The following is a 20,557-nucleotide window of genomic DNA, read 5'->3' on the forward strand; positions in this document are numbered from 1 at the left end:
AATTATTAGTCTGTCCTTGCTCAGAGTCGGGCAAAATCGTTGAATAAGGCAACACCCATCAACATTAGCAGCATAGCTGCGCCAAACCTGAAACCTATTTCCTGCACCTTTTCGGGTACAGGCTTACCAGTAATCACTTCTATAAAGTAATACAGCAAGTGTCCACCATCGAGCACTGGCAGAGGCATTAAGTTAATAATGCCTAAGTTAACGCTGATGAGCGCAATAAAACCTAGAAAGTACACTAAGCCGTAACTTGCACTGGCGCCTGCGCCTTGTGCAATCGAAATAGGACCACTAAGATTTTTCACCGATACATCGCCGGTAAATAATTTCCCGATCATCTTAAAGCTGACGACAACGAGTTGCCACGTTTTGTCAGCTGCAGCAATAACCGAATCTACTATGCCATACTCAAGCTCAAAGCGCATATTATCAGGCCATGGGTCTTGGGTTGGGCTAATTCCAACAATCCCGATAGTCTCACCGTCAGGATTTTGTTGTGCTTTTGGCACAACATTAACATTGATGAGTTCACCTTGACGTATCAATGTCATATTAATATTTTTGTTAGCAGAGCTTTGTACCACATCAACAAACGTATTCCAATCGCTGTATGGCGTGTCATTAATGTTGACTAATTTATCGCCAACTTTAATACCTGCTTGCTCTGCCGCACTGTTTTTACTGACTGCGGCAATGGTTGGATCGATCCCAGGGCGAAAAATACCCAAACCTAATGAGGTTATAGGAGATTCTTTTTCGGGATCAAATGCCCACTGGCGGGTATCAAGTTTTACGGTGCGAGCCGGCATATCCATGCCTGATAATTCAGATAGTGGCGCCAAGGTTAACTCAATACTGTCGTCACCAATATGACCGACTAAGGCTAAGTTAACCTCTTGCCAAGTGCGTACCTTGCGTCCTGATACTGCCATAATCTGTTGCGGCTCAACCAAGCGAATAACACTGGCAGGGCTATCTAACTTGGTACTGTCAATGACCGGTTTTATCGACGGAGTACCAATAAGGTACATGACATATAGGGCCAAAATAGCAAAAATAAAGTTAGCAATGGGGCCTGCTGACACAATCGCAATACGCTGCCACACTGTTTTACGGTTAAACGCTTGATCAAGTAGATGTTCAGGCACCTCTTCAACGCGCTCATCGAGCATTTTGACATAGCCACCGAGTGGGATCATGGCGACAACATATTCAGTGCCATCTTTACCCACTTTGCGCCAAATCGCTTTGCCAAAACCAATAGAGAAGCGCTCGACTTTAACACCACAGCGACGGGCAACCCAAAAGTGGCCATATTCGTGTGCGGTAATCAAAATACCTAAAGCGACAATAAAAGAACCTAAGCTCCAAAAAAAATCTATCATTATTCCTCTGAACTAATTAAGTGCTTTAATGGCAGACATTGCTGTCGTGCGTGTTTGTGCATCTAACTGTAAAATATCGTCAATACTGGCTAAGCGAGTTTGTTGTACCTGGTCTAAACAACGTGCGTTTATAGTTGCAATATCAGTAAAACGGATCTGACCCTTTAAGAAAGCATCAACGGCAACTTCGTTAGCAGCATTTAATACTGTGGTGGCTTCTTGCCCTTGTTCACAGGCTTGCATGGCTAAACGCAAACAGGGAAAACGACTGAAGTCAGGTTCACAAAAGCTTAATTGTCCGACTTTGAAAAAGTCTAAAGGTTCAACGCCAGCGTCAATTCTTTGCGGATAGCTCATAGAATGAGCAATGGGTGTACGCATATCGGGGTTACCCATTTGCGCAATAACAGAGCCATCTCGGTACTGCACCATTGAATGAATCACGCTTTGCGGGTGAATGACCACTTTGAGTTGTTCAGCCTGCGTGTTAAATAGCCAGCGGGCTTCGATAAACTCTAAACCTTTATTCATCATAGTGGCTGAATCAACAGAGATTTTAGGTCCCATAGACCAATTAGGGTGATTACACGCCTGAGCAGGCGTCATCGCACTCAGGGTGGTTAAATCAGTGTTTAAAAACGGCCCACCAGAACCGGTTAATAAAATATGTGAGATGCCATTGGCAGTCAGATCGCAATAGCCTAACTGGGCTTGTACATTAGTCGGTAAACATTGAAAAATCGCATTATGCTCGCTGTCGACAGGTAAAACGGTTGCTCCCGATGCTCTAGCCGTGTGCATAAATAACTCACCCGACATCACTAATGCTTCTTTGTTGGCTAACAACACCCGTTTACCCGCTTTAACGGCATCAAATGTCGGCACTAAACCAGCAGCACCAACAATGGCCGCCATAACGGTATCAGTGCGACTGTCTGTCACTAACGCGTTCAGAGCCTCAGCCCCTGTCGTCACTTGAGTAATGCAGTTTTTAGGTAATAATGCTTTCAGCTGCATAGCAGCGCTCTCGGCCACCATATGAGCATATTCAGGCTGATGGGTGATGCACAAGGCCAGCATTTTATTAACACTGGCATTGGCCACTAATCCATGGACATGAAAATCGGTAGGGTTATTTACAATCACGCTTAAAGTGCTTGCACCTATTGAGCCTGTTGCCCCTAAAATCACTATATTCTGCATTGGTATTACATCCACAGGGTGATATAGATAAAGGTAAATACTGGCAGTGCTGCGGTTAAACTGTCGATACGATCCAAAACACCACCGTGACCAGGTAAAATAGAGCCTGAATCTTTAATGTTAGCAGCACGTTTAAACATGCTTTCAGACAAATCGCCAAAAGCAGATGCCAGCGCAGTGACTAACGTGACCACAATGAGCAAGCCTAACTCTTGTTCTGGCGCGACATACATAATACCCGCAACCACAACCATAGTGGTAATTAAGCCACCCACTAAGCCCTCAAGTGTTTTAGCTGGGCTCACACTCGGCATCAATTTATGCTTACCTAACTTACGGCCAGCAAAATAAGCCCCCGTATCCGTAGCCCAAACCACTAGCATGACAAGAAACACTAATGCACCACCATAATAGGGGTGAACGTTGCTGCTTAATGATTTAAGCGCGATCAAAGAGGCAAAACACGGTATGAGTGTTAACTGGCCAAACATGGATTTCAACATTGGGCTGTCTTTCCATATTTTGGCACTTTTAGGAAAACTAAACACCAATACGCTGCTGACTATCCACCAAAATACACCGATAGTGATAATGGCAAGGTACATAGGGTGTAATTGCCCTTTAAACCACAACACATCAATGGGTACAGCTAAATTAAGCGCTATGAGTAAAAGACCGAGTGTCGCGGTAAAAGACCACTGGGTGACATTACAGCTTGGGTCAATAAAACTGCCCCACTCTTTTGCTGCAATTAAAAACACTGGCACTAACACCCAAGCAAACACATTTGCTGATAGTAAAAATATAGCCCCGAGTACAATTGGGATTAACCACAATGCTGTTATTATTCGTTGTTTTAGCAAGAAACTAATCCTCTTAAGATTTATATTGCGCGTATCTCTTCAATTTGACTCCCGGTCAAACCAAAACGGCGCTGCCGACGGGCAAAAATGGCAATGGCATTTCGAAATGCTTGCTCATCAAAGTCAGGCCATAGAGTGTCAGTAAACACAAACTCGGCATAGGCGGCCTGCCATAATACAAAATTACTAATGCGGTAGTCACCGCCAGTTCGGATCATTAAATCAACTTCGCTCTGACTTTGCATGCACAAATGTTCATTTAATGCTTCTTCAGTCATCTGACTGCTGCTGATTTCACCACTTTCAACTTTTTCGGCTAATTTTTGTGCTGCTTGCAAGATATCCCAACGTCCGCCATAGTTCGCCGCCACATTTAATATCAAACCGGTATTGGCAGCCGTTTTGTCTTGAGCCGACGCAATTTGCTTTTGCAAGCGAGGCGAAAAGCGACTGATATCACCAATAATATTGAGCTTAACTTGGTTTTTGTCGAGTAATTTTAATTCACGTTGTAACACTGTAAAAAACAGTTCCATTAGCAAACTGACTTCTTTATCTGGTCGGCGCCAATTTTCACTGGAAAATGCAAACAAGGTTAATGATTCAATACCAAGTTGACTTGCAGTACTTACCGCACGACGCACCGCTTTAACACCCGCTTTATGACCAAAAACCCGCGCTTTACCCTGCAGTTGTGCCCAGCGGCCATTGCCGTCCATAATAATCGCAACATGCTTAGGCAGAGATTGTTTTACCGCATCAGATAATTGTCCTGGCAGCAATTGCGAAGTCATTAACTCCGAATCGGCTTTAGGGTCTGATTCAAACTCAACTGTAGAAGACATCTACGACAATCCTTTATAAAAACAAACGCCGTGTAGTATACCCTTACACGGCGTGTTAACTCTAGCGTCTAAATTGACAGATTATACTTCCATCAACTCTTTTTCTTTCGTTGCTAGAATTTGATCAATATTTTTGATAGATGAATCAGTGTGCTTTTGCACTTCATCTTCACTACGACGAACATCATCTTCAGTACAGTCTTTGGCTTTTTCAAGCTTCTTGACTTCACTGATCGCATCACGACGCACGTTACGAATAGCAATACGGCCGTTTTCTGCTTCGTTACGGACCACTTTGATGAAGTCTTTACGACGTTCTTCAGTTAACGAAGGTAACGGAATACGTAGCGTTGCACCGGCAGTCATCGGGTTTAAGCCCAAATCAGAGCTCATGATTGCTTTTTCTACCGATTGAACTATCGATCTATCGAACACGTTTACAGTTAATGTACGAGAGTCTTCTACACCCACGTTAGCCACTTGATTAAGGGGTGACGTAGAGCCATAGCAAGAAACCTGAATAGAATCTAATAAACTTGGGTGTGCACGACCGGTGCGAACTTTCGCCATTTGGTTTTTAGTAGACTCAACGCATTTACTCATACGCTCACGCGCATCTAACATAATAGTATCAATCACAATAATTTCCTTTTTGTCACAAATTCATCTGTGTCTGAGCATTAGCCTAAGAATGACACATGCAATAAAACGGCTCAAACATTTAAATTATATAATGTAATATTTTTTGTGTCTGTGATTAAGCAGGTTTTTTACTGCTAATAATCGTACCTTCTTGTTCACCCATAATCACCCGGCGAAGTGCACCTGGCTTATTCATATTGAAGACAAGAATAGGCATATTATGATCACGCGCCATAGTAAATGCAGCAAGATCCATTACTTTTAATTCTGATTCAAGGACTTCCGCAAAAGTAAGCGTTTCATATTTAACCGCTTCAGGGTTTTTCATCGGGTCTGCAGAGTATACACCATCTACTTTAGTACCTTTTAGTACCACTTCAGCTTCAATCTCAATACCACGTAGACATGCTGCAGAATCCGTTGTACAAAATGGATTACCGGTACCCGCGGCAAAAATCACCACTCGACCAGACTTTAATAAACTAATTGCTTCTGTCCAGGTGTAGTCATCGCATACACCTTTGAGCGGGATAGCAGACATAAGGCGGGCATTAACATATGCACGGTGCAAGGCATCACGCATGGCTAAGCCATTCATTACGGTTGCTAACATACCCATGTGATCGCCCACTACGCGGTTCATGCCTGCTTTTGCTAAGCCTTCGCCACGAAATAGATTACCACCACCAATAACCACACCAACTTGAATTCCAAGTTCAACAAGCTCTTTCACTTCTTGTGCCATACGATCAAGTACTTTTGGGTCAATGCCGAAGCCTTCTTCACCCATTAATGCTTCACCGCTTAATTTAAGCAGAATGCGTCTAAACGCCGGTTTTGGATTGGTGCTCATAATTTTCATCCTGATCATAACAAAACCGCAGCGGTTGCTGCGGTCTTAGGGTATTTAGATAAAAGCGATTACGCTTTTTTAGTCGCTGCAATTTGTGCAGCTACTTCAGCAGCAAAATCTTCTGCTTTTTTCTCGATACCTTCACCCACTTCTAAACGAACGAAATTGGTTATTTTAGCGCCTTTCGATTTAAGAATTTCGCCAACCGTTTTCTTAGGTTCCATGATGAAAGCTTGACCAGTAAGAGATATCTCACCAGTGAACTTCTTCATACGACCGAAAACCATCTTCTCAGCGATTTCAGCAGGCTTGCCTTCATTCATCGCGATTTCGATTTGAAGCGCTTGCTCTTTTGCTACAAGTTCAGCAGGAACATCTTCAGGGTTAACGAAATCTGGCTTAGAAGCAGCAACGTGCATTGCGATGTGCTTTAGCGTTTCTTCATCAGCTTCGCCGGCTACAACAACACCAATACGATCACCGTGACGGTAAGATGCTAGGTTTGCACCTTCGATATACTCAACGCGACGAACGTTGATGTTTTCACCGATTTTAGTTACTAGCGCAACACGCGTTTCTTCAAACTGTGTTTTTAAGTCTTCGATAGTAACTTTAGATGCAGCAGCAACGTCTAACACTGAGTTAGCGAATGCTAGGAAGTTTGAATCTTTTGCAACGAAATCAGTTTGGCAGTTAACTTCTAATAGTGCAGCGAAACCGTCGCCATTCTTGATTAGAATTGTACCGTCAGCAGCGATGTTACCTGATTTTTTAGCAGCCTTCGCGGCGCCGCTTTTACGCATGTTATCAATTGCTAGTTCGATGTCACCGTCAGTTTCAGTCAGTGCATTCTTACAGTCCATCATGCCAGCGCCAGTGCGGTCACGAAGTTCTTTAACTTGGGCAGCAGTAATTGCCATTGTTAAATCCTCTAATTTAATTCGACTAATATTGCATTTATAAAACAGGGGCCGATTGGCCCCTGCTCACCAATTATCTTATTGGCAAATAAGGGGGATGGAAACCATCACGCCTTATTAAACAGCTTCTACGAAACCGTCTTGCTCTGCTTGTACCGCTAAATCTTGACCACGGCCAGCATTAGCAGCTTCAGCAACAGTAGAAGTGTACAAACGGATAGCACGCATCGCATCGTCGTTACCTGGAACGACATAGTTAACACCATCTGGTGCAGAGTTAGTATCAACAACTGCAACAACTGGGATACCTAGGTTGTTTGCTTCTTTAATAGCGATATGCTCATGGTCAGCACCGATAACGAATAATACGTCAGGTAAACCGCCCATGTTCTTGATTCCGCCTAAAGACTTTTCTAACTTGTCTAATTCGCGAGTACGCATTAGCGCTTCTTTCTTAGTTAACTTGTCGAAAGTACCGTCTACAGACTGACTTTCTAGCTCTTTAAGACGCTTGATTGACTGACGAACAGTTTTCCAGTTAGTTAGCATGCCGCCTAACCAACGGTGATCAACATAGTACTGATCACAAGAAAGTGCAGATGCTTTGATAGCTTCGCCAGCAGCGCGCTTAGTACCTACGAATAATACTTTACCTTTCTTAGAAGCAATGTTGCTAATGAAAGCTAAAGCTTCGTTGAACATTGGCACGGTATGCTCAAGGTTGATGATGTGTACACCATTACGAGCGCCGAAGATGAAAGGCTTCATCTTAGGATTCCAGTAACGAGTTTGGTGACCGAAGTGAACACCAGCTTGTAGCATGTCGCGCATTGAAACAGTAGTCATTGTATATACCTTAATGTAAGGGGTTAGACCTCCACGCATCCCATGTCTCGACTTTCTAACTTCCGTTAAGAATGAGAAAGCACCCCGAAAAATGTGTCGATACGTGTGTGATTTAGTATTTAAGTTAATTGCCATGTATAATGACCGCAATATTTTACGATTTGCCGAACAAGATGTATATCTAGCTTAAAAAAGCCGCGATTGACATCATATTAACTCGAACCGTACAACAACGATTTTACACATAACGGCGCGCTTTATACCATAAACGGCATGTAAATACAACTTTTTGCCGTAAAACCTTGGATAAAACATGCCTATTTTGACCGTCAAAGGATAGAGAGTTTTCATGAGTATTGTGATCAAAAATGCAGACGAAATAATAAAGATGCGTGCAGCGGGTAAATTAGCGGCGCAAGTATTAGAAATAGTGGCCCCACATGTTAAGGCAGGAGTGACCACAAATGAATTAAATGAGATTTGTGCTCAATATACCGAAGAACAAGGGGCTATTTCTGCGCCATTGAATTACCACGGATTTCCGAAGTCTATTTGTACCTCGGTTAACGAAGTCGTCTGCCACGGTATCCCTTGTGAATACGTCTTAAAAGATGGCGATATGATCAACCTTGATATTACTGTCATCAAAGACGGTTATCATGGTGATAGCTCAAAAATGTTTTTAATCGGCGAAGTGTCAGCAAAAGACAAACGTTTGAGTCGCATTGCCCAAGAAAGCTTGTATTTAGCCATTCGTAAAGTACGACCTGGTTTAAAATTAGGTGAAATTGGCACAACCATCGAAAAATTCATTAAGACAAGCAAAACAGGGCTTGATAAGTACTCCATCGTACAAGATTATTGTGGTCACGGTATTGGCACAGGGTTCCACGAAGAACCTCAAGTTGTTCATTATAAGAATAATGATAAAATCGTGCTAAGACCGGGTATGTGCTTTACGATCGAGCCAATGATCAATGCTGGTCGTCATACTACAGTATTGGATAAAAATGATAATTGGACGGTCACGACCTCTGATGGTAAGAATTCAGCACAGTGGGAACATACACTGTTAGTGACCCAAACCGGTGTAGAAGTGTTAACTTTGCGTGAAGAAGAAGACTTCCCACGGATCATTAACCACTAAAGACTTAAATTAGTAAGGACATCAATGAATACTGCGCTGGCCGCCAAAAACGCATTAATTGACTTAAACCAGCGCTTAGTTGAGCAATACACAGCAAAACATCCTATTGTTGATATTGTTAAACACCGTTGTCAATTTGTTGATGCTTTACTAATGCAAGCTTGGCAAGATTTCTCATTAAATAATGGTCATCTTGCCCTCGTTGCCGTTGGCGGCTATGGCCGTGGTGAGCTGCATCCACATTCAGACATTGACTTACTGTTTTTAGTTGACGATGAACAACTATCGCCAGAGATTGAAAACCAGCTGAGTCAACTTATTACTTATCTTTGGGATACTGGGCTTGAGATAGGCCACAGTGTTCGCACTATCTCGCAAACCATTGAGCAAGGCAAAGCAGACATCACCATTGCGACCAATCTGATCGAAGCCAGATTACTCACCGGCAGTGAATTCCTATTTGACGTGTTATATGACGCCGTCCGTCAACAAGACTTTTGGCCCTCTTATGACTTTTATAACGCCAAGAAAGATGAACAAACCGCGCGCCACAGTAAAGCCAGTGCCTTTGATTTAGAACCTAACATTAAAACCTGCCCTGGCGGATTACGCGATATTCAGACCATAGCATGGGTCGCGATGCGCCATTTTGATGCTGCTAAATTAGAAGATTTAGTCGAGCACGATTTTCTAGCGCCAGCCGAATTAGCTGAATTACTGGAATGCCAAAATTTTCTCTGGGAAATCCGTTTTGCACTCCACATCACCGCTAATCGTAACGAAAACCGTTTATTGTTCGATTTACAACGACAAATCGCCAGTTTATTAGGTTACGAAGATGCAACCCAATTAGCCGTCGAGCAGATGATGAAACGCTACTATCGCACGGTGCGCCGCGTGATGGAGCTTAATCAGATGCTGCTGCAATTGTTTAAGCGCGCCACATTAGGTCACACTCAAGCGTTAGAAATACAGCCCATTAGTGAGGTTTATCAACGTCGAGGTCGTTATATCGAAGTGTTGGATGACGATTTGTTTAGCTGTCATAACGAAGAAATATTACGTTTATTTCTACTGGTGGCTAAAAATTCCAATATCCAAGAAATCTATGCGCCCACGTTAAGATTATTGCGTAATACTCGTAGATCACTAACATCACCCTTACAGGAAAACCCCGCGTGTCGAAAAGTGTTTATGGAGATCCTAAAACATCCACGAGGTATTGCTGCATTTTCATTAATGCACCAACACGGTATTTTATCGTCTTACTTACCGGCTTGGCGCAAGATTGAAGGCCAGATGCAATTTGATTTATTTCATGCCTATACCGTTGATGAACACACCCATAGATTACTGCTCAATATTGACCGATTTTCACACGTTGAACAAAAAGATGAATTCCCACTGGGCGCCATCTTAATTAATCAATTACCGAAAAGAGGTTTATTGGTACTCGGGGCAATTTTTCATGATATTGCCAAAGGCCGTGGCGGCGATCACAGCAAATTAGGCTCAAAAGATGCCATCGATTTCTGTAAATTACATGGCATGAATGACCATGACGGACGTTTAGTGGCATGGTTAGTTGAAAATCACCTCGTGATGTCGATCACAGCTCAACGCAGAGATATTTCCGATCCAGAAGTGGTTGCACTGTTTGCTGAAAAAGTCCGCGACGCAGCGCATTTAAGTTATTTATATTGCCTCACTGTCGCCGACATCTGTGCCACCAATGAGAAAACGTGGAATAATTGGAAAGGATCATTGCTGCGCGATTTGTATTTTTCAACCCAAAGAGTATTAGCTCGGGGTAAAGAAAAACCAGTCGATGTTAAAGCGCGAGTTAAAGAGATCCAAGCCAAAGCTAAAAAAGAACTTATTCGTCGTGGCCTAAAAGAAAAAGACATGGATGCACTCTGGACACGTTTCAAAGCAGAATACTTTTTACGCCATCAACCGACTCAAGTGGCTTGGCACGCAGAAGCCATTTTAAAACATCATCACGACGAGCCATTAGTGTTAATGTCAAAGCATACCACTCGAGGTGGTACAGAACTCTTTGTCTACAGCAAAGATAAACCCAAACTTTTTGCCACCGTGATGACGGTTTTAGACAATAAAAATATCAATGTTCATGACGCTAACATCATGACATCAAAAGATGATTATGCACTCGACACCTTTGTGATTTTAGAACAAGATGGCGAACCGATTATCCAATTATCGCGCATTCAAAGTATCCGTAAAGCACTCGAAAAAGCCTTGGCTACTGAAAACCCAAAACTGCCGAAGTTTAGAAAATTAGCCCGGATCATGAAACCTTTTAATGTTGCCACTCATGTGAGTTTCTTACCCAGTGCTCGCCATGGTACAAGTATGATGGAATTAATCACCTTAGACACGCCTGGCCTATTGGCCAAAGTCGGTGACATTCTCTATCGTTGTAATGTGACACTATTGGCGGCTAAAATTACCACTATTGGTGAACGTGCAGAAGACTTTTTTATTTTACAAAACCAAAGTGCTTCAGCCCTAGATGAGCAACAACAACAGCAATTGTCTGCTGCGCTAACACTTGCACTAAAATCATCTAACTAATTTTTAACCTTACTATTATGCTACTAATCATTTAATACCGGGAGAAAACAATGGAGGCTTTACGCCAACGCATTGAAACAGCATTCGAAACACGTCAAAACATCTCACCATCTAACGTAGAACCAAGTGTTCGCGCCGATGTTGAAACCGTGATCAATATGCTCGATAAAGGCCAAGTTCGTGTTGCAGAAAAAATTGCTGGTGAATGGCATGTCCACCAATGGCTCAAAAAAGCCGTACTACTGTCTTTTCGCATCTTTGATAACAGCGTGATTGACGGTGGTGACACCAAGTATTTCGACAAAGTCCCGCAGAAATTTGCCGATTATGACGAAGCTCGTTTTAAAGCAGAAGGGATCCGTGTTGTGCCACCCGCAACCGTTCGTAAAGGCTCATTTATCGGTAAAAATACTGTATTAATGCCATCTTACGTTAACTTAGGCGCTTATGTTGATGAAGGCACTATGGTTGATACATGGGCAACGGTTGGTTCCTGCGCACAGATTGGTAAAAACGTTCACTTATCTGGTGGGGTTGGGATCGGTGGTGTATTAGAGCCGTTACAAGCTGGCCCAACCATCATTGAAGACAACTGCTTTATTGGCGCTCGCAGCGAAATCGTTGAGGGTGTGGTGGTTGAAGAAGGTAGCGTGATTTCAATGGGCGTTTACATTGGTCAAAGCACCCGAATTTTTGATCGCGAAACCGGCCAAGTGCATTATGGTCGCATTCCAGCAGGATCGGTTGTGGTATCAGGTAACTTGCCATCGGCTTGTGGCACTTACAGCTTATATGCGGCGATTATTGTTAAAAAGGTCGATGCGAAAACCCGTGGTAAAGTCGGGATCAATGAACTATTACGGATCGTTGATTAATTGATCTTTGATGAAATAATAAGGCTCAATGAATTATTGAGCCTTTTCATACAATTAGCTTTTATTCACTAGAAAAAACATGATAATAAAAAATAAGCCCTTTTCTTTCAACTAGTTATGTGGCGACACTCTGAATGCGACACGATTTGTTACTCCCAGTTACATTTTGTCGAACTGAGGGGGGTTTGTTACACAAAGTGACACCAATTACACTTCATTTCTAGGTGAAAATGGCCTTTACTTTAAAGGTTAGGTAAAGGAGTCACTATGAAAACTATTATCGTACTTACAGCCTTATCCTTATCACTTTGGTCAATGAACAGCCAAGCTGCTATGGATCCCAATGTAGAAAACACCTTAATTGCCGTCTGTAAAGCTGGCGCTAGCAATAAGGTATTCCAATTTAATGACACAATGAAAAGCTATCGTATCAATAAGGCTAGGATCTTTCCTCGCCTCGTTTGTAACGGCGAAAGTTTTCATCAATTTACCCTTAGTCGCAATGCCGATAAAACAGCCCGTTTAATTGCGCCCTATGCCGAAGCTCATGTCAGCATTCGTGACTTAGCTTATCTAGGTGAGACCCAGCCTTTATATGATGTTCGCTATTAACAATAATACTTGTAATAACCCTTAACCACCTAACAATGAAGACAATCCGTATTAACCCATATACACCTAAGCCAATATTTACCCCTATAAATCACCAAGCTAAATTCATAATCTATAGCGCCGCAGGGATGCGGCTCTAGGCGCTAAAATGCATCTAAAAATGAGTCTATCAACATTAATAAGCGTTAAATGACCATTAATAAGAGAGTTGCAATGCCTCCCCCCTGAAGCCTAGTCAAACATCGAGTACCGTCATTGCAACGCAATGAATTTTTAGTCTATTTTTAAATACTAATCCTAAAAAGCGATTGTTTGAGTCTGTAAATCATCTTGGTTAAAAATGTTATTGCTGCAATGCTATGATTTAGATGCTGTGCTTTAAAACACTTTATTTTAAAATACTACGGTCTTATTACCGTACACCACAACTTGCTCGTTGAGAACTAATTGCAATGCTTTGCTTAATACACTTTTTTCAACATCACGGCCATTATGAGCTAACTCTTCAGCGCTAAAGCTGTGGTCAACCGAAATCACATCTTGTTTAATAATAGGCCCTTCATCAAGATTGTTATTCACGAAATGAGCGGTGGCACCGATGATTTTAACACCGCGATCCCAGGCTTGTTTGTAAGGTGATGCACCAATAAAAGCCGGCAGAAACGAATGATGAATATTAATAATTTTATCTGGAAATGCTGACACAAACTCAGGCGTTAGCACTCGCATATATTTAGCTAACACTAAAAAGTCGGTATCATAAGGTTTAATCACCGCTAACATCGCCTGCTCATGTTCCTGGCGATTTAAGCCTTCATGGCTAACATAATGAAATGGAATATTAAACTTTTCAGTTAATTGTTGCAGCACATCATAATTACCCACTACAGCAGCAATCTCAACATCTAAGCCGCCGTAATAAGACTTCATTAAAATATCACCTAAACAATGCGCTTCTTTGGTCACCATGATAACAATGCGCTTTTTACCCGTATCGACTAGCCTCATGCGATTTTGAGCAGGCAAGACATCACGTAATTCAGTTAATAGGCGCTCATCATCAAACAGGCCTTCAAGCTCTGCGCGCATAAAAAAGCGACCTTGAGTATGGTCAACGAATTCGGTGTTTTTAATAATATTTAATTGATGAGCGAAACATACGTTGGTGATTTTGGCAATTAACCCCTGAGCATCAGCACAATCGGTTATCAACACTTTTCGCTGTAATTTGGCTGGATTAATAATGGTTTTATCTTGATGGCTCACGCGTACAACTCCTGTTAAATGACGGCCTAACAGTGTGCCATTGAAATACAAATTTGGGGGATGTTTTTAATGGGAATGACTCATAAAAGATAAAAAAGGTTTGTTTAAAAACAAAAACCTCAAAAATGCACTACAAGTGAATCAAAAATGCTACAACCATCCGAGCTAACGTCGAGAGTCTAGATATTTTTGCAGTAATTTACGCAGTGTTTCAGCCTTGGTGCCATAGACCACTTGTACGCCTTTGCCCATGACCACCACGCCTTTGGCCCCTAAACGCATTAATCTCGCTTTATCGATTAAATCAGCTTGATTAACACTAATACGTAAGCGGGTTAAACACGCATTAATCTCAACAATATTCTCGCGACCACCTAAGGCTGAAATCATCGCGCGTAAACTCTCTTTTGGCTCTGCAGGGTGATGACTTGGCTCTATTCGTCCTGGTGTTTTTAAATTAAAGGCTAAAATACTGGCCCTGAAGATAGCGTAATAGATTAATGCTGTCAGCGGCCCAAGCAACCAGATCCAATGGGTATTGGCAGAGCGAGAAAACAATAAACTAAAATCGACTAAGCCATGGGAAAACACAATGCTGTGATGTACTTCGAGTAAAATACACACGCTATAAGCAATACCGGTCAGTAATGCATGCACAATAAAGAGAATGGGCGCGACAAACATAAAGGCAAATTCTATTGGCTCGGTCACTCCAGTCAACCAACTTGCCGTAGCCGCAGATAACATAATCCCTGCAACCCGATTGCGCTGAGGTTTATCTGCGCAACGCCAAATAGCTAGCGCTGCAGCAGGTAAGCCCCACATTTTAATTAAGTAACCTCCGGCGAGATTTCCCGCCAACGGATCACCGGCTAAATAACGAGCCACCTCACCTTTTACCACGGTGCCTTGGTTAATGTACTGTCCTACTTCAAGATAAAATGGCGCATTCCAAATATGATGTAATCCGAGTGGAATTAATAAACGTTCAACGGTGCCATAAACACCAAACGCAATGGCGGGATCTTGGTATACAGACCAATCAGAAAGATTTTCAATAACATGCGACAAAGGCGGCCAGACATGGACCAGCAAATAGGCCAGCACCATAGACAGAGGAATAACAATTATGGGTGCACTACGACGGCCTTCAAAAAATGAAAAAATAGCCGGTAATTTAACATGTTGACTGATTCTAACCGCTAGGCAAGTGATTGCCCCAACTAACATTCCACCCGCAATACCGGTATCAATAGTTTGCATGCCCCACAGTGGCCGTGAGACTAAACCATATATGTCGGTCAGGGCACCCATGGTGGATAAAAACACCCCAAAACCAAACACGGCAGAAAATGCGGCAATGCCTTGATCTCGACAAAATCCGATGGCCACCGCGACACTAAATAATAAAGGCATCATAGTAAATACCAGATTACCTACTGCAAACAACACAGTATTTAATTCTGGCGGAATAAATGACAATGGATTGACAGTTAAGCCTAGCATTACCCCTGCTGCAGGCAAGATCGCAATCGGGATCAATAGCGCCTGGCTTAGGCGCTGGGCAAACTTAAACCACTGCTGGGTAATAAAATTTACACTACGTTTTCCGATGTGACGGCGTTGTGCCAACTGGCTATCCATTTTTTAGCTTCTGTTTCTGGTTCCATCGTTTCACAGGCATCAATCTCTAATCGTTCAGTAAGCGGTGTGGCTCCTAGCTCTGTTAACAATTGATCAAATTGCTTAATAGCCCCGCAAAAAGTGTCATAACTTGAATCACCTAATCCTATTAGGCTGTATTGCAATAATGGTAAATACGGTGCACTGGATTTAAGCTCGTTAAACCAAGGAAAAATATCTTCAGGTACCTCCCCTTCGCCAGTGGTTGAAGACACGATAATCAATAGCTCATCTTGAGGAGGTACAAAACCAGATAATTCATTAGGTTGCCAAAGTTTAGTGGTAAAACCTAACGTTGCAATTGCCTTAGTCACTGTTTCAGCTGTAAATTGTGCACTACCATAAACGGTACCAAAAACAACGTTGACCTTTTTCATGGTATACTTTCCCCTTAAATGAAATGCGATATAAAATACCTTGAGTCTTAATAACTTACCTTACTGTATTCTTTTGGTCTCTCGCAAGTGTCTTTTATAGTATGTTGTTTAATTGGACCGCCCAACGCAGGTTGGTTTAATATAAAGCAACGCAGTAACGGAACCAAGACGATGCGACAACTGAGCAGAAAGCGAAAATTAAAACTCCAACACAAATTCGCCCACATTCGCCGCAACTATTATTTCCACATGGAGCAAAAGCAACACGAGAGCTTACCGCCCATCGCGGAATTTGAAAAACTCAAAGCCTTGCTGGCTGATCGAATGAATTAGCTTAATAAGATACTTGGTATCGATGATAATTGATCATCACCCCAGCCAAACTCGCTGAAAATATCTAACCACTCAGACTCTAGTTCCGTCTCTATGTGCATTGCTTGCTGCGTTACAGGATGCACAAACTGTAAGCTTTTGGCTATGAGCCATAGGCGATTAACATGGAAGTGCTCACGAAAAAACTTATTTTGCTTGCCATCGCCATGGGTGGTATCACCGACTATTGGATGACGTAAGTGCGCCATATGGCGACGTAACTGATGCTTTCGCCCTGTGTGGGGACTGAGTCTTACCAATCCGTAACGACTAGTTGGATAGCGACCTGAACTAAAAGGTATTTCGGTATTCAATAATGGTTGATAATCCGTCACCGCTTCTTGTGCCGCTTTATTGGGATCAACATGCTTATCGCCCAAATCATCAAACTCTTGTTTAAGGGCATAATCTAAGATACCAGACTCATGCATGTTGCCACGAACGATGGCTAAGTATTGCTTCTTAATACTGTGATCGGCAAATTGTTCACACAACAGCCGGGCCACCTCACTGGATTTAGCAAACAGCAACACTCCAGATGTAGGTCGATCAAGGCGGTGCACCGGAAAAACATGGCACCCCACCAAATCACGGGTCATCTGCATCGCAAAAAAGCGCTCTCTACGGGCTAAATAACTGCGATGAACTAATAAACCCGCCGGTTTATGTATCGCTACAATATGCTCGTCTTCAAATAATATATCGATATGAGGAGGCGGTAAGTCGTCATCGTGTTCGGTGTCTGCAGCAGAGGCATCATCAATGTCGTCTGAGCTTCTTTGATCACATAAGTCATCATTATCCAATGAGTATTCAACATCGTTATCTTTTGAGATCATGTTTATCACTTTCTTATTTTGTATTGGCCAAATGTGATGACGTTTATGGGTAGTTCGCTTAACGCTGACTTAGCAAGGCGTCAAATTGTTGTAGCTGGGTAATCATAACACTACCATGGGGCTTACTTTGCCACACATGTTCAGCCATTGGAGCCAAGGCCATATTGGTTGGCAAAGGTTGTCGCAGCACAATAAGCTCAGTCATTTTGGGAATGAAAATAAACTGCAGCCATTGCTCAAATGCCATTACATCGCAGCAAAATGGCGCCGTGCTGGTCATAGCAGATACAGATGGTGAAATATCAGACCAAAGCTGAAAATCCTTAAGCAATTGTTCTAATTTAATTAAATGATTTTTACTGGTTAAATAAAGCATAAAAGTGAACAACAACATCAAGGCTAAGTCGGAATATGATATCATTTAGTCAATTGAATACCCATCCAACTTCTTTGATTTAGTGACAACACCATGACCGAAATAACCACCTTAAGCCAGTTTCTAACGACCGCAAATACTCAATTCCAAATATATGATTTAGGTCGCCGGGTGCAACATATCGATATGGTCGCCTTTCAGCAAATTGACTCTTTACTGGCGCCATATCCTTATCCCATTCAAGGTCATGCGCAGTTTGCTATCGTATTTTGGCAACAACAGCAATTACCTTATATTTGGTTTGTAAAATTACCGTTAGATGAGCAAGGCCTATTATCACCGGCGCCGCGGACTCAGTTTATTAAGATGATCTTAGAAGCGCTAGGGCGTAATCCAACCCAAGAATTAACGGATGAGCAGCAAGAGCAATTAGCCAATCATCCTTTTAGCTTTAAGCCTAATCAGCACAAATTGGCATTATTTAATGCATTAGTCAGGCTTCAACTTGGCCAAGCTGCATCGAGCCAATATGAATTTGCCGCACAATATTTGTCTGGTCAAGCAGCACAAGACACTTGGCCACAACTGGGTTTACAAGGTTTAGCCGATATTTGCGTTCGCGCACATCAATTTAACCATCTTAATGACATGATTAACGCACTTGATCATGCTCCAATGGAAGTGCAAGCCGCACTTTGCCAATGCTTAGAACACATTAATATTGGTAAACGCCTTGCAGAGCATTTATTTAACCAATTAGAACAAGCTGAAGATCATATAAAAGTTATGTATTTAGCGGCATTGGCGTCTGATGTTCAATACAGTATGACAGCGATTAATCAGTTAAATGACCAACGAGGGTTAGACAACAACACGCTAATAACCATTGCGGCACGTAATTGGTTAGCCTTAAAAGATGATGCCATTCGTAAACACTATTTGGAAGCGCTAGCAAAACAGCCACAGCCCTTCTTTAATCAAGTTTTTGCTGATATCGTGGCAATACCTAGCTTGCGTCAAGGATTATTAGCCGACTTAAGGCATCCAGACAGAAGCGTTCAATTAGCAACCGCTATTGGCGGATTATTTAGAGCAACCAGCCTATGATGAGTGATTTTTTATTAATTGTTGCTTTAGTCGTGGTAGCGGCTTTTTTTTGGCAGCTAAGACAAATGGCAGAGTTAAGCAGGACCCTTACAGAACAAGCCTGTAAAAAACAAAATGTACAATTGCTCGCTATTGCAATGGTGTCAGCCCGTCCAAGCATCGGTGGCAGTACCGGTATCTGTTGGAAAGCAACATTTATGTTCGAATTTAGTACCGATGGCCTCAACCAATATCAAGGCCATATTTTAATGCATGGTAATCGTGTAAAAAAAATCGAATGGCCCATTTTTCCAGAACCAGAATGGATGGATGCCCCTATGGCCAGTGGTAAATTTGGCGGATGCGGCAGCAGTAAAAGTTGCGGTTCAGGCAAATGCAACTAGTGAGTCAAATGAGTAAGGTTCATTTAAGCATTATAAGGGCACGTCAAGCCGCTTTTACCGAGTAAGCTCACCTCTTCCCGAGTTGAGGTTCATTTATCGCTATTTTGCCATTCATGAGCAAAATAGCGTTTTTATTGTCGACCCGATTTACCGACAAAGGAAATGCATTATCGATCTCGCCATTAGGCTTTAGGCTTATCAATCACTTTATAATCGAGATAAGTCACCGTTTGGATGCTATCAAGAGATTTAAAAATTGCCGCAGTACCGTTAATGATGGTTGATGTATGTTCAGGCATCACTAAACCTTCAAAAACACCAAATACCAACTCTAATTCAAATTTAGTCAGCGTGACGGTAAATGCCGGATTCAACTCATCGGTATTGCTGATCAAAATTTTTCTTAACTGCTTAGACGCTTTATCTAAATAAAGCACGCCAGTTAGGGCTTCATTATCGAGTTCTTCAATATTGGGTACAAATTTAAACACTAGGTTGGAGTCATCATCACCAACAAATACAAGTGTGGTTACATCAATAAGATCAGAAAATGCCACTTCATGACTGTTTTCATCTTTGTCTTGATTAAGATCTTGTTGATGTTGTTGATATTTGTCTACACGTTTTTTATCCGGTGTTTCACCATTTTCAGACACTAACGTCCATCGTTGTGTTTCAGGCTGTGAAGCATCAAATTGCTCTATCCGTGTTAAGTCAGGCATCACCGTATGCTGTGCGTATTGCCAACGTACATTTGAGTCATCGGTATTATGATTAATATCGCTTAATGCCTGCTCAACCCATTGTTGCTCCTCTGGAGTCACCTCGGCATTAGCGCTATAGCAAATAAAACCAAGACTCATCGCCATCACTAATTTAAACAGCTTCATGTTTTCTCCTTAATCAAACCCAATATCAACCTAACGTCATGCTTAAGTTCAAACATCATAGTGTTTACAATTTGACAACATAACAACGATAAGTTCCAGTCATCACGGAAAAAAAGCAAAAGAAAGGCCGCGACAGTAACTGCCGCGGCCTCTTGATCTCTTGTTAAGCTTTCCAGCTATAAATGTGCTCCCTGCACCATCCATACGTATCGCTTGCTTCCTGCTCTATCCTTGTTCAATCCTTGATGTTCCATGTACAATAAAGTACTTTCCCTCTTACTCGATTATCCTTTTACCGAGCCTGCTCCATCCTAAGCGTGTCCTTATATCATCCATGAAATTCTTACTCTATCCTGTCGCAAATCATTTGCGTACAATCTGGCATCCATTGCACACTATCATCCTGATAATGTTATAAAACCCGCTTAATCCGCTATTGCGTCCATTGAGCAAGCCTAACGTTTCATCC

Annotated in this window: 20 protein-coding genes; 6 read left to right on the forward strand and 14 right to left on the reverse strand. The window is 42.2% G+C overall.

Features of this window, described 5'->3' with window-relative positions; genetic code table 11:
- Positions 1-20: 20 nt before the first annotated feature.
- The 8 genes from rseP to rpsB all read right to left on the reverse strand — a co-directional run bounded on the left by rseP (position 21) and on the right by rpsB (position 7,563).
- A complete protein-coding gene (rseP, locus tag AAEZ00_RS07105; protein WP_351088484.1) occupies positions 21-1,391 on the reverse strand; it encodes a sigma E protease regulator RseP in 1,371 nt (456 codons plus the stop codon).
- Positions 1,392-1,403: 12 nt separating this feature from the next.
- Entirely contained in the window at positions 1,404-2,594 is a 1,191-nt protein-coding gene (gene ispC, locus AAEZ00_RS07110; protein WP_124011893.1) for a 1-deoxy-D-xylulose-5-phosphate reductoisomerase, read from the reverse strand.
- A gap of 5 nt (positions 2,595-2,599) precedes the next feature.
- The gene (locus AAEZ00_RS07115) at positions 2,600-3,457 is read right to left on the reverse strand and encodes a phosphatidate cytidylyltransferase (RefSeq protein ID WP_101032276.1); all 858 of its coding nucleotides are present in this window, start codon (positions 3,455-3,457) and stop codon (positions 2,600-2,602) included.
- Positions 3,458-3,477: 20 nt separating this feature from the next.
- A complete protein-coding gene (gene uppS, locus AAEZ00_RS07120; RefSeq protein ID WP_101032277.1) occupies positions 3,478-4,302 on the reverse strand; it encodes a polyprenyl diphosphate synthase in 825 nt (274 codons plus the stop codon).
- Between the two features lie 81 nt (positions 4,303-4,383).
- On the reverse strand, positions 4,384-4,926 hold the full coding sequence (frr, locus tag AAEZ00_RS07125; RefSeq protein ID WP_283107434.1) for a ribosome recycling factor: 543 nt from the start codon (positions 4,924-4,926) through the stop codon (positions 4,384-4,386).
- Between the two features lie 133 nt (positions 4,927-5,059).
- Entirely contained in the window at positions 5,060-5,797 is a 738-nt protein-coding gene (gene pyrH / locus AAEZ00_RS07130) for a UMP kinase (protein ID WP_101032279.1), read from the reverse strand.
- Between the two features lie 68 nt (positions 5,798-5,865).
- A complete protein-coding gene (gene tsf, locus AAEZ00_RS07135) occupies positions 5,866-6,717 on the reverse strand; it encodes a translation elongation factor Ts (RefSeq protein ID WP_101032280.1) in 852 nt (283 codons plus the stop codon).
- A 117-nt stretch (positions 6,718-6,834) separates the two neighbouring features.
- Positions 6,835-7,563: a 30S ribosomal protein S2 gene (rpsB, locus tag AAEZ00_RS07140; protein ID WP_101032281.1), complete on the reverse strand. Its 729-nt coding sequence runs from the start codon at positions 7,561-7,563 to the stop codon at positions 6,835-6,837.
- A gap of 349 nt (positions 7,564-7,912) precedes the next feature.
- Between rpsB and map the strand changes: the two genes are divergently transcribed.
- The 4 genes from map (at position 7,913) to AAEZ00_RS07160 (ending at position 12,795) form a co-directional block, all read left to right on the forward strand.
- Positions 7,913-8,710, forward strand: a complete 798-nt coding sequence (gene map / locus AAEZ00_RS07145) for a type I methionyl aminopeptidase (protein ID WP_124011894.1) — start codon at positions 7,913-7,915, stop codon at positions 8,708-8,710.
- Between the two features lie 24 nt (positions 8,711-8,734).
- Positions 8,735-11,308 carry a bifunctional uridylyltransferase/uridylyl-removing protein GlnD gene (gene glnD, locus AAEZ00_RS07150; protein WP_124011895.1) on the forward strand — a complete coding sequence of 858 codons (2,574 nt, stop codon included), beginning with the start codon at positions 8,735-8,737 and terminating at the stop codon, positions 11,306-11,308.
- Positions 11,309-11,358: 50 nt separating this feature from the next.
- Entirely contained in the window at positions 11,359-12,183 is an 825-nt protein-coding gene (gene dapD, locus AAEZ00_RS07155; protein ID WP_101032284.1) for a 2,3,4,5-tetrahydropyridine-2,6-dicarboxylate N-succinyltransferase, read from the forward strand.
- Positions 12,184-12,450: 267 nt separating this feature from the next.
- Positions 12,451-12,795: a DUF3718 domain-containing protein gene (locus tag AAEZ00_RS07160; protein ID WP_124011896.1), complete on the forward strand. Its 345-nt coding sequence runs from the start codon at positions 12,451-12,453 to the stop codon at positions 12,793-12,795.
- A gap of 393 nt (positions 12,796-13,188) precedes the next feature.
- Here AAEZ00_RS07160 and purU read toward each other — a convergent pair whose 3' ends face one another.
- From purU to AAEZ00_RS07185, 5 genes are all read right to left on the reverse strand, one after another.
- The gene (gene purU, locus AAEZ00_RS07165) at positions 13,189-14,061 is read right to left on the reverse strand and encodes a formyltetrahydrofolate deformylase (protein WP_124011897.1); all 873 of its coding nucleotides are present in this window, start codon (positions 14,059-14,061) and stop codon (positions 13,189-13,191) included.
- Between the two features lie 165 nt (positions 14,062-14,226).
- Complete coding sequence (locus tag AAEZ00_RS07170; RefSeq protein ID WP_124011898.1) at positions 14,227-15,705, reverse strand: PTS transporter subunit EIIC; 1,479 nt, start codon at positions 15,703-15,705, stop codon at positions 14,227-14,229.
- The gene (locus tag AAEZ00_RS07175) at positions 15,657-16,121 is read right to left on the reverse strand and encodes a flavodoxin (protein WP_124011899.1); all 465 of its coding nucleotides are present in this window, start codon (positions 16,119-16,121) and stop codon (positions 15,657-15,659) included. The genes AAEZ00_RS07170 and AAEZ00_RS07175 overlap by 49 nt, the downstream gene beginning before the upstream one ends.
- Before the next feature lie 329 nt (positions 16,122-16,450).
- A complete protein-coding gene (gene truC, locus AAEZ00_RS07180; RefSeq protein ID WP_124011900.1) occupies positions 16,451-17,332 on the reverse strand; it encodes a tRNA pseudouridine(65) synthase TruC in 882 nt (293 codons plus the stop codon).
- Between the two features lie 58 nt (positions 17,333-17,390).
- Positions 17,391-17,753 carry a YqcC family protein gene (locus AAEZ00_RS07185; RefSeq protein WP_124011901.1) on the reverse strand — a complete coding sequence of 121 codons (363 nt, stop codon included), beginning with the start codon at positions 17,751-17,753 and terminating at the stop codon, positions 17,391-17,393.
- Positions 17,754-17,801: 48 nt separating this feature from the next.
- Here AAEZ00_RS07185 and AAEZ00_RS07190 point away from each other — a divergent pair, with 48 nt between their 5' ends.
- Positions 17,802-18,815 carry a DUF3549 family protein gene (locus AAEZ00_RS07190; RefSeq protein ID WP_101032290.1) on the forward strand — a complete coding sequence of 338 codons (1,014 nt, stop codon included), beginning with the start codon at positions 17,802-17,804 and terminating at the stop codon, positions 18,813-18,815.
- On the forward strand, positions 18,812-19,198 hold the full coding sequence (locus AAEZ00_RS07195; protein ID WP_101032291.1) for a DUF3301 domain-containing protein: 387 nt from the start codon (positions 18,812-18,814) through the stop codon (positions 19,196-19,198). Before AAEZ00_RS07190 ends, AAEZ00_RS07195 begins: the two co-directional genes overlap by 4 nt.
- Before the next feature lie 182 nt (positions 19,199-19,380).
- Here AAEZ00_RS07195 and AAEZ00_RS07200 read toward each other — a convergent pair whose 3' ends face one another.
- Positions 19,381-20,088 (reverse strand): hypothetical protein, encoded by a 708-nt coding sequence (locus AAEZ00_RS07200; RefSeq protein WP_124011902.1) that lies wholly within the window; start codon positions 20,086-20,088, stop codon positions 19,381-19,383.
- Positions 20,089-20,557: the final 469 nt, after the last annotated feature.

The sequence above is a fragment of the Shewanella sp. S1-49-MNA-CIBAN-0167 genome (assembly GCF_040310145.1).
GTDB classification, from domain to species: Bacteria; Pseudomonadota; Gammaproteobacteria; order Enterobacterales; family Shewanellaceae; genus Shewanella; species Shewanella psychromarinicola.

Excerpts from the sequence above, each read along its gene's own strand:
- rseP (WP_351088484.1), bottom strand. The coding sequence starts at position 1,391 with ATGATAGATTTTTTTTGGAGCTTAGGTTCTTTTATTGTCGCTTTAGGT.
- ispC (WP_124011893.1), bottom strand. The coding sequence starts at position 2,594 with ATGCAGAATATAGTGATTTTAGGGGCAACAGGCTCAATAGGTGCAAGC.
- uppS (WP_101032277.1), bottom strand. The coding sequence starts at position 4,302 with ATGTCTTCTACAGTTGAGTTTGAATCAGACCCTAAAGCCGATTCGGAG.
- frr (WP_283107434.1), bottom strand. The coding sequence starts at position 4,926 with ATGTTAGATGCGCGTGAGCGTATGAGTAAATGCGTTGAGTCTACTAAA.
- pyrH (WP_101032279.1), bottom strand. The coding sequence starts at position 5,797 with ATGAGCACCAATCCAAAACCGGCGTTTAGACGCATTCTGCTTAAATTA.
- tsf (WP_101032280.1), bottom strand. The coding sequence starts at position 6,717 with ATGGCAATTACTGCTGCCCAAGTTAAAGAACTTCGTGACCGCACTGGC.
- rpsB (WP_101032281.1), bottom strand. The coding sequence starts at position 7,563 with ATGACTACTGTTTCAATGCGCGACATGCTACAAGCTGGTGTTCACTTC.
- map (WP_124011894.1), top strand. The coding sequence starts at position 7,913 with ATGAGTATTGTGATCAAAAATGCAGACGAAATAATAAAGATGCGTGCA.
- glnD (WP_124011895.1), top strand. The coding sequence starts at position 8,735 with ATGAATACTGCGCTGGCCGCCAAAAACGCATTAATTGACTTAAACCAG.
- dapD (WP_101032284.1), top strand. The coding sequence starts at position 11,359 with ATGGAGGCTTTACGCCAACGCATTGAAACAGCATTCGAAACACGTCAA.
- AAEZ00_RS07160 (WP_124011896.1), top strand. The coding sequence starts at position 12,451 with ATGAAAACTATTATCGTACTTACAGCCTTATCCTTATCACTTTGGTCA.
- AAEZ00_RS07170 (WP_124011898.1), bottom strand. The coding sequence starts at position 15,705 with ATGGATAGCCAGTTGGCACAACGCCGTCACATCGGAAAACGTAGTGTA.
- AAEZ00_RS07175 (WP_124011899.1), bottom strand. The coding sequence starts at position 16,121 with ATGAAAAAGGTCAACGTTGTTTTTGGTACCGTTTATGGTAGTGCACAA.
- truC (WP_124011900.1), bottom strand. The coding sequence starts at position 17,332 with ATGATCTCAAAAGATAACGATGTTGAATACTCATTGGATAATGATGAC.
- AAEZ00_RS07185 (WP_124011901.1), bottom strand. The coding sequence starts at position 17,753 with ATGATATCATATTCCGACTTAGCCTTGATGTTGTTGTTCACTTTTATG.
- AAEZ00_RS07190 (WP_101032290.1), top strand. The coding sequence starts at position 17,802 with ATGACCGAAATAACCACCTTAAGCCAGTTTCTAACGACCGCAAATACT.
- AAEZ00_RS07195 (WP_101032291.1), top strand. The coding sequence starts at position 18,812 with ATGATGAGTGATTTTTTATTAATTGTTGCTTTAGTCGTGGTAGCGGCT.
- AAEZ00_RS07200 (WP_124011902.1), bottom strand. The coding sequence starts at position 20,088 with ATGAAGCTGTTTAAATTAGTGATGGCGATGAGTCTTGGTTTTATTTGC.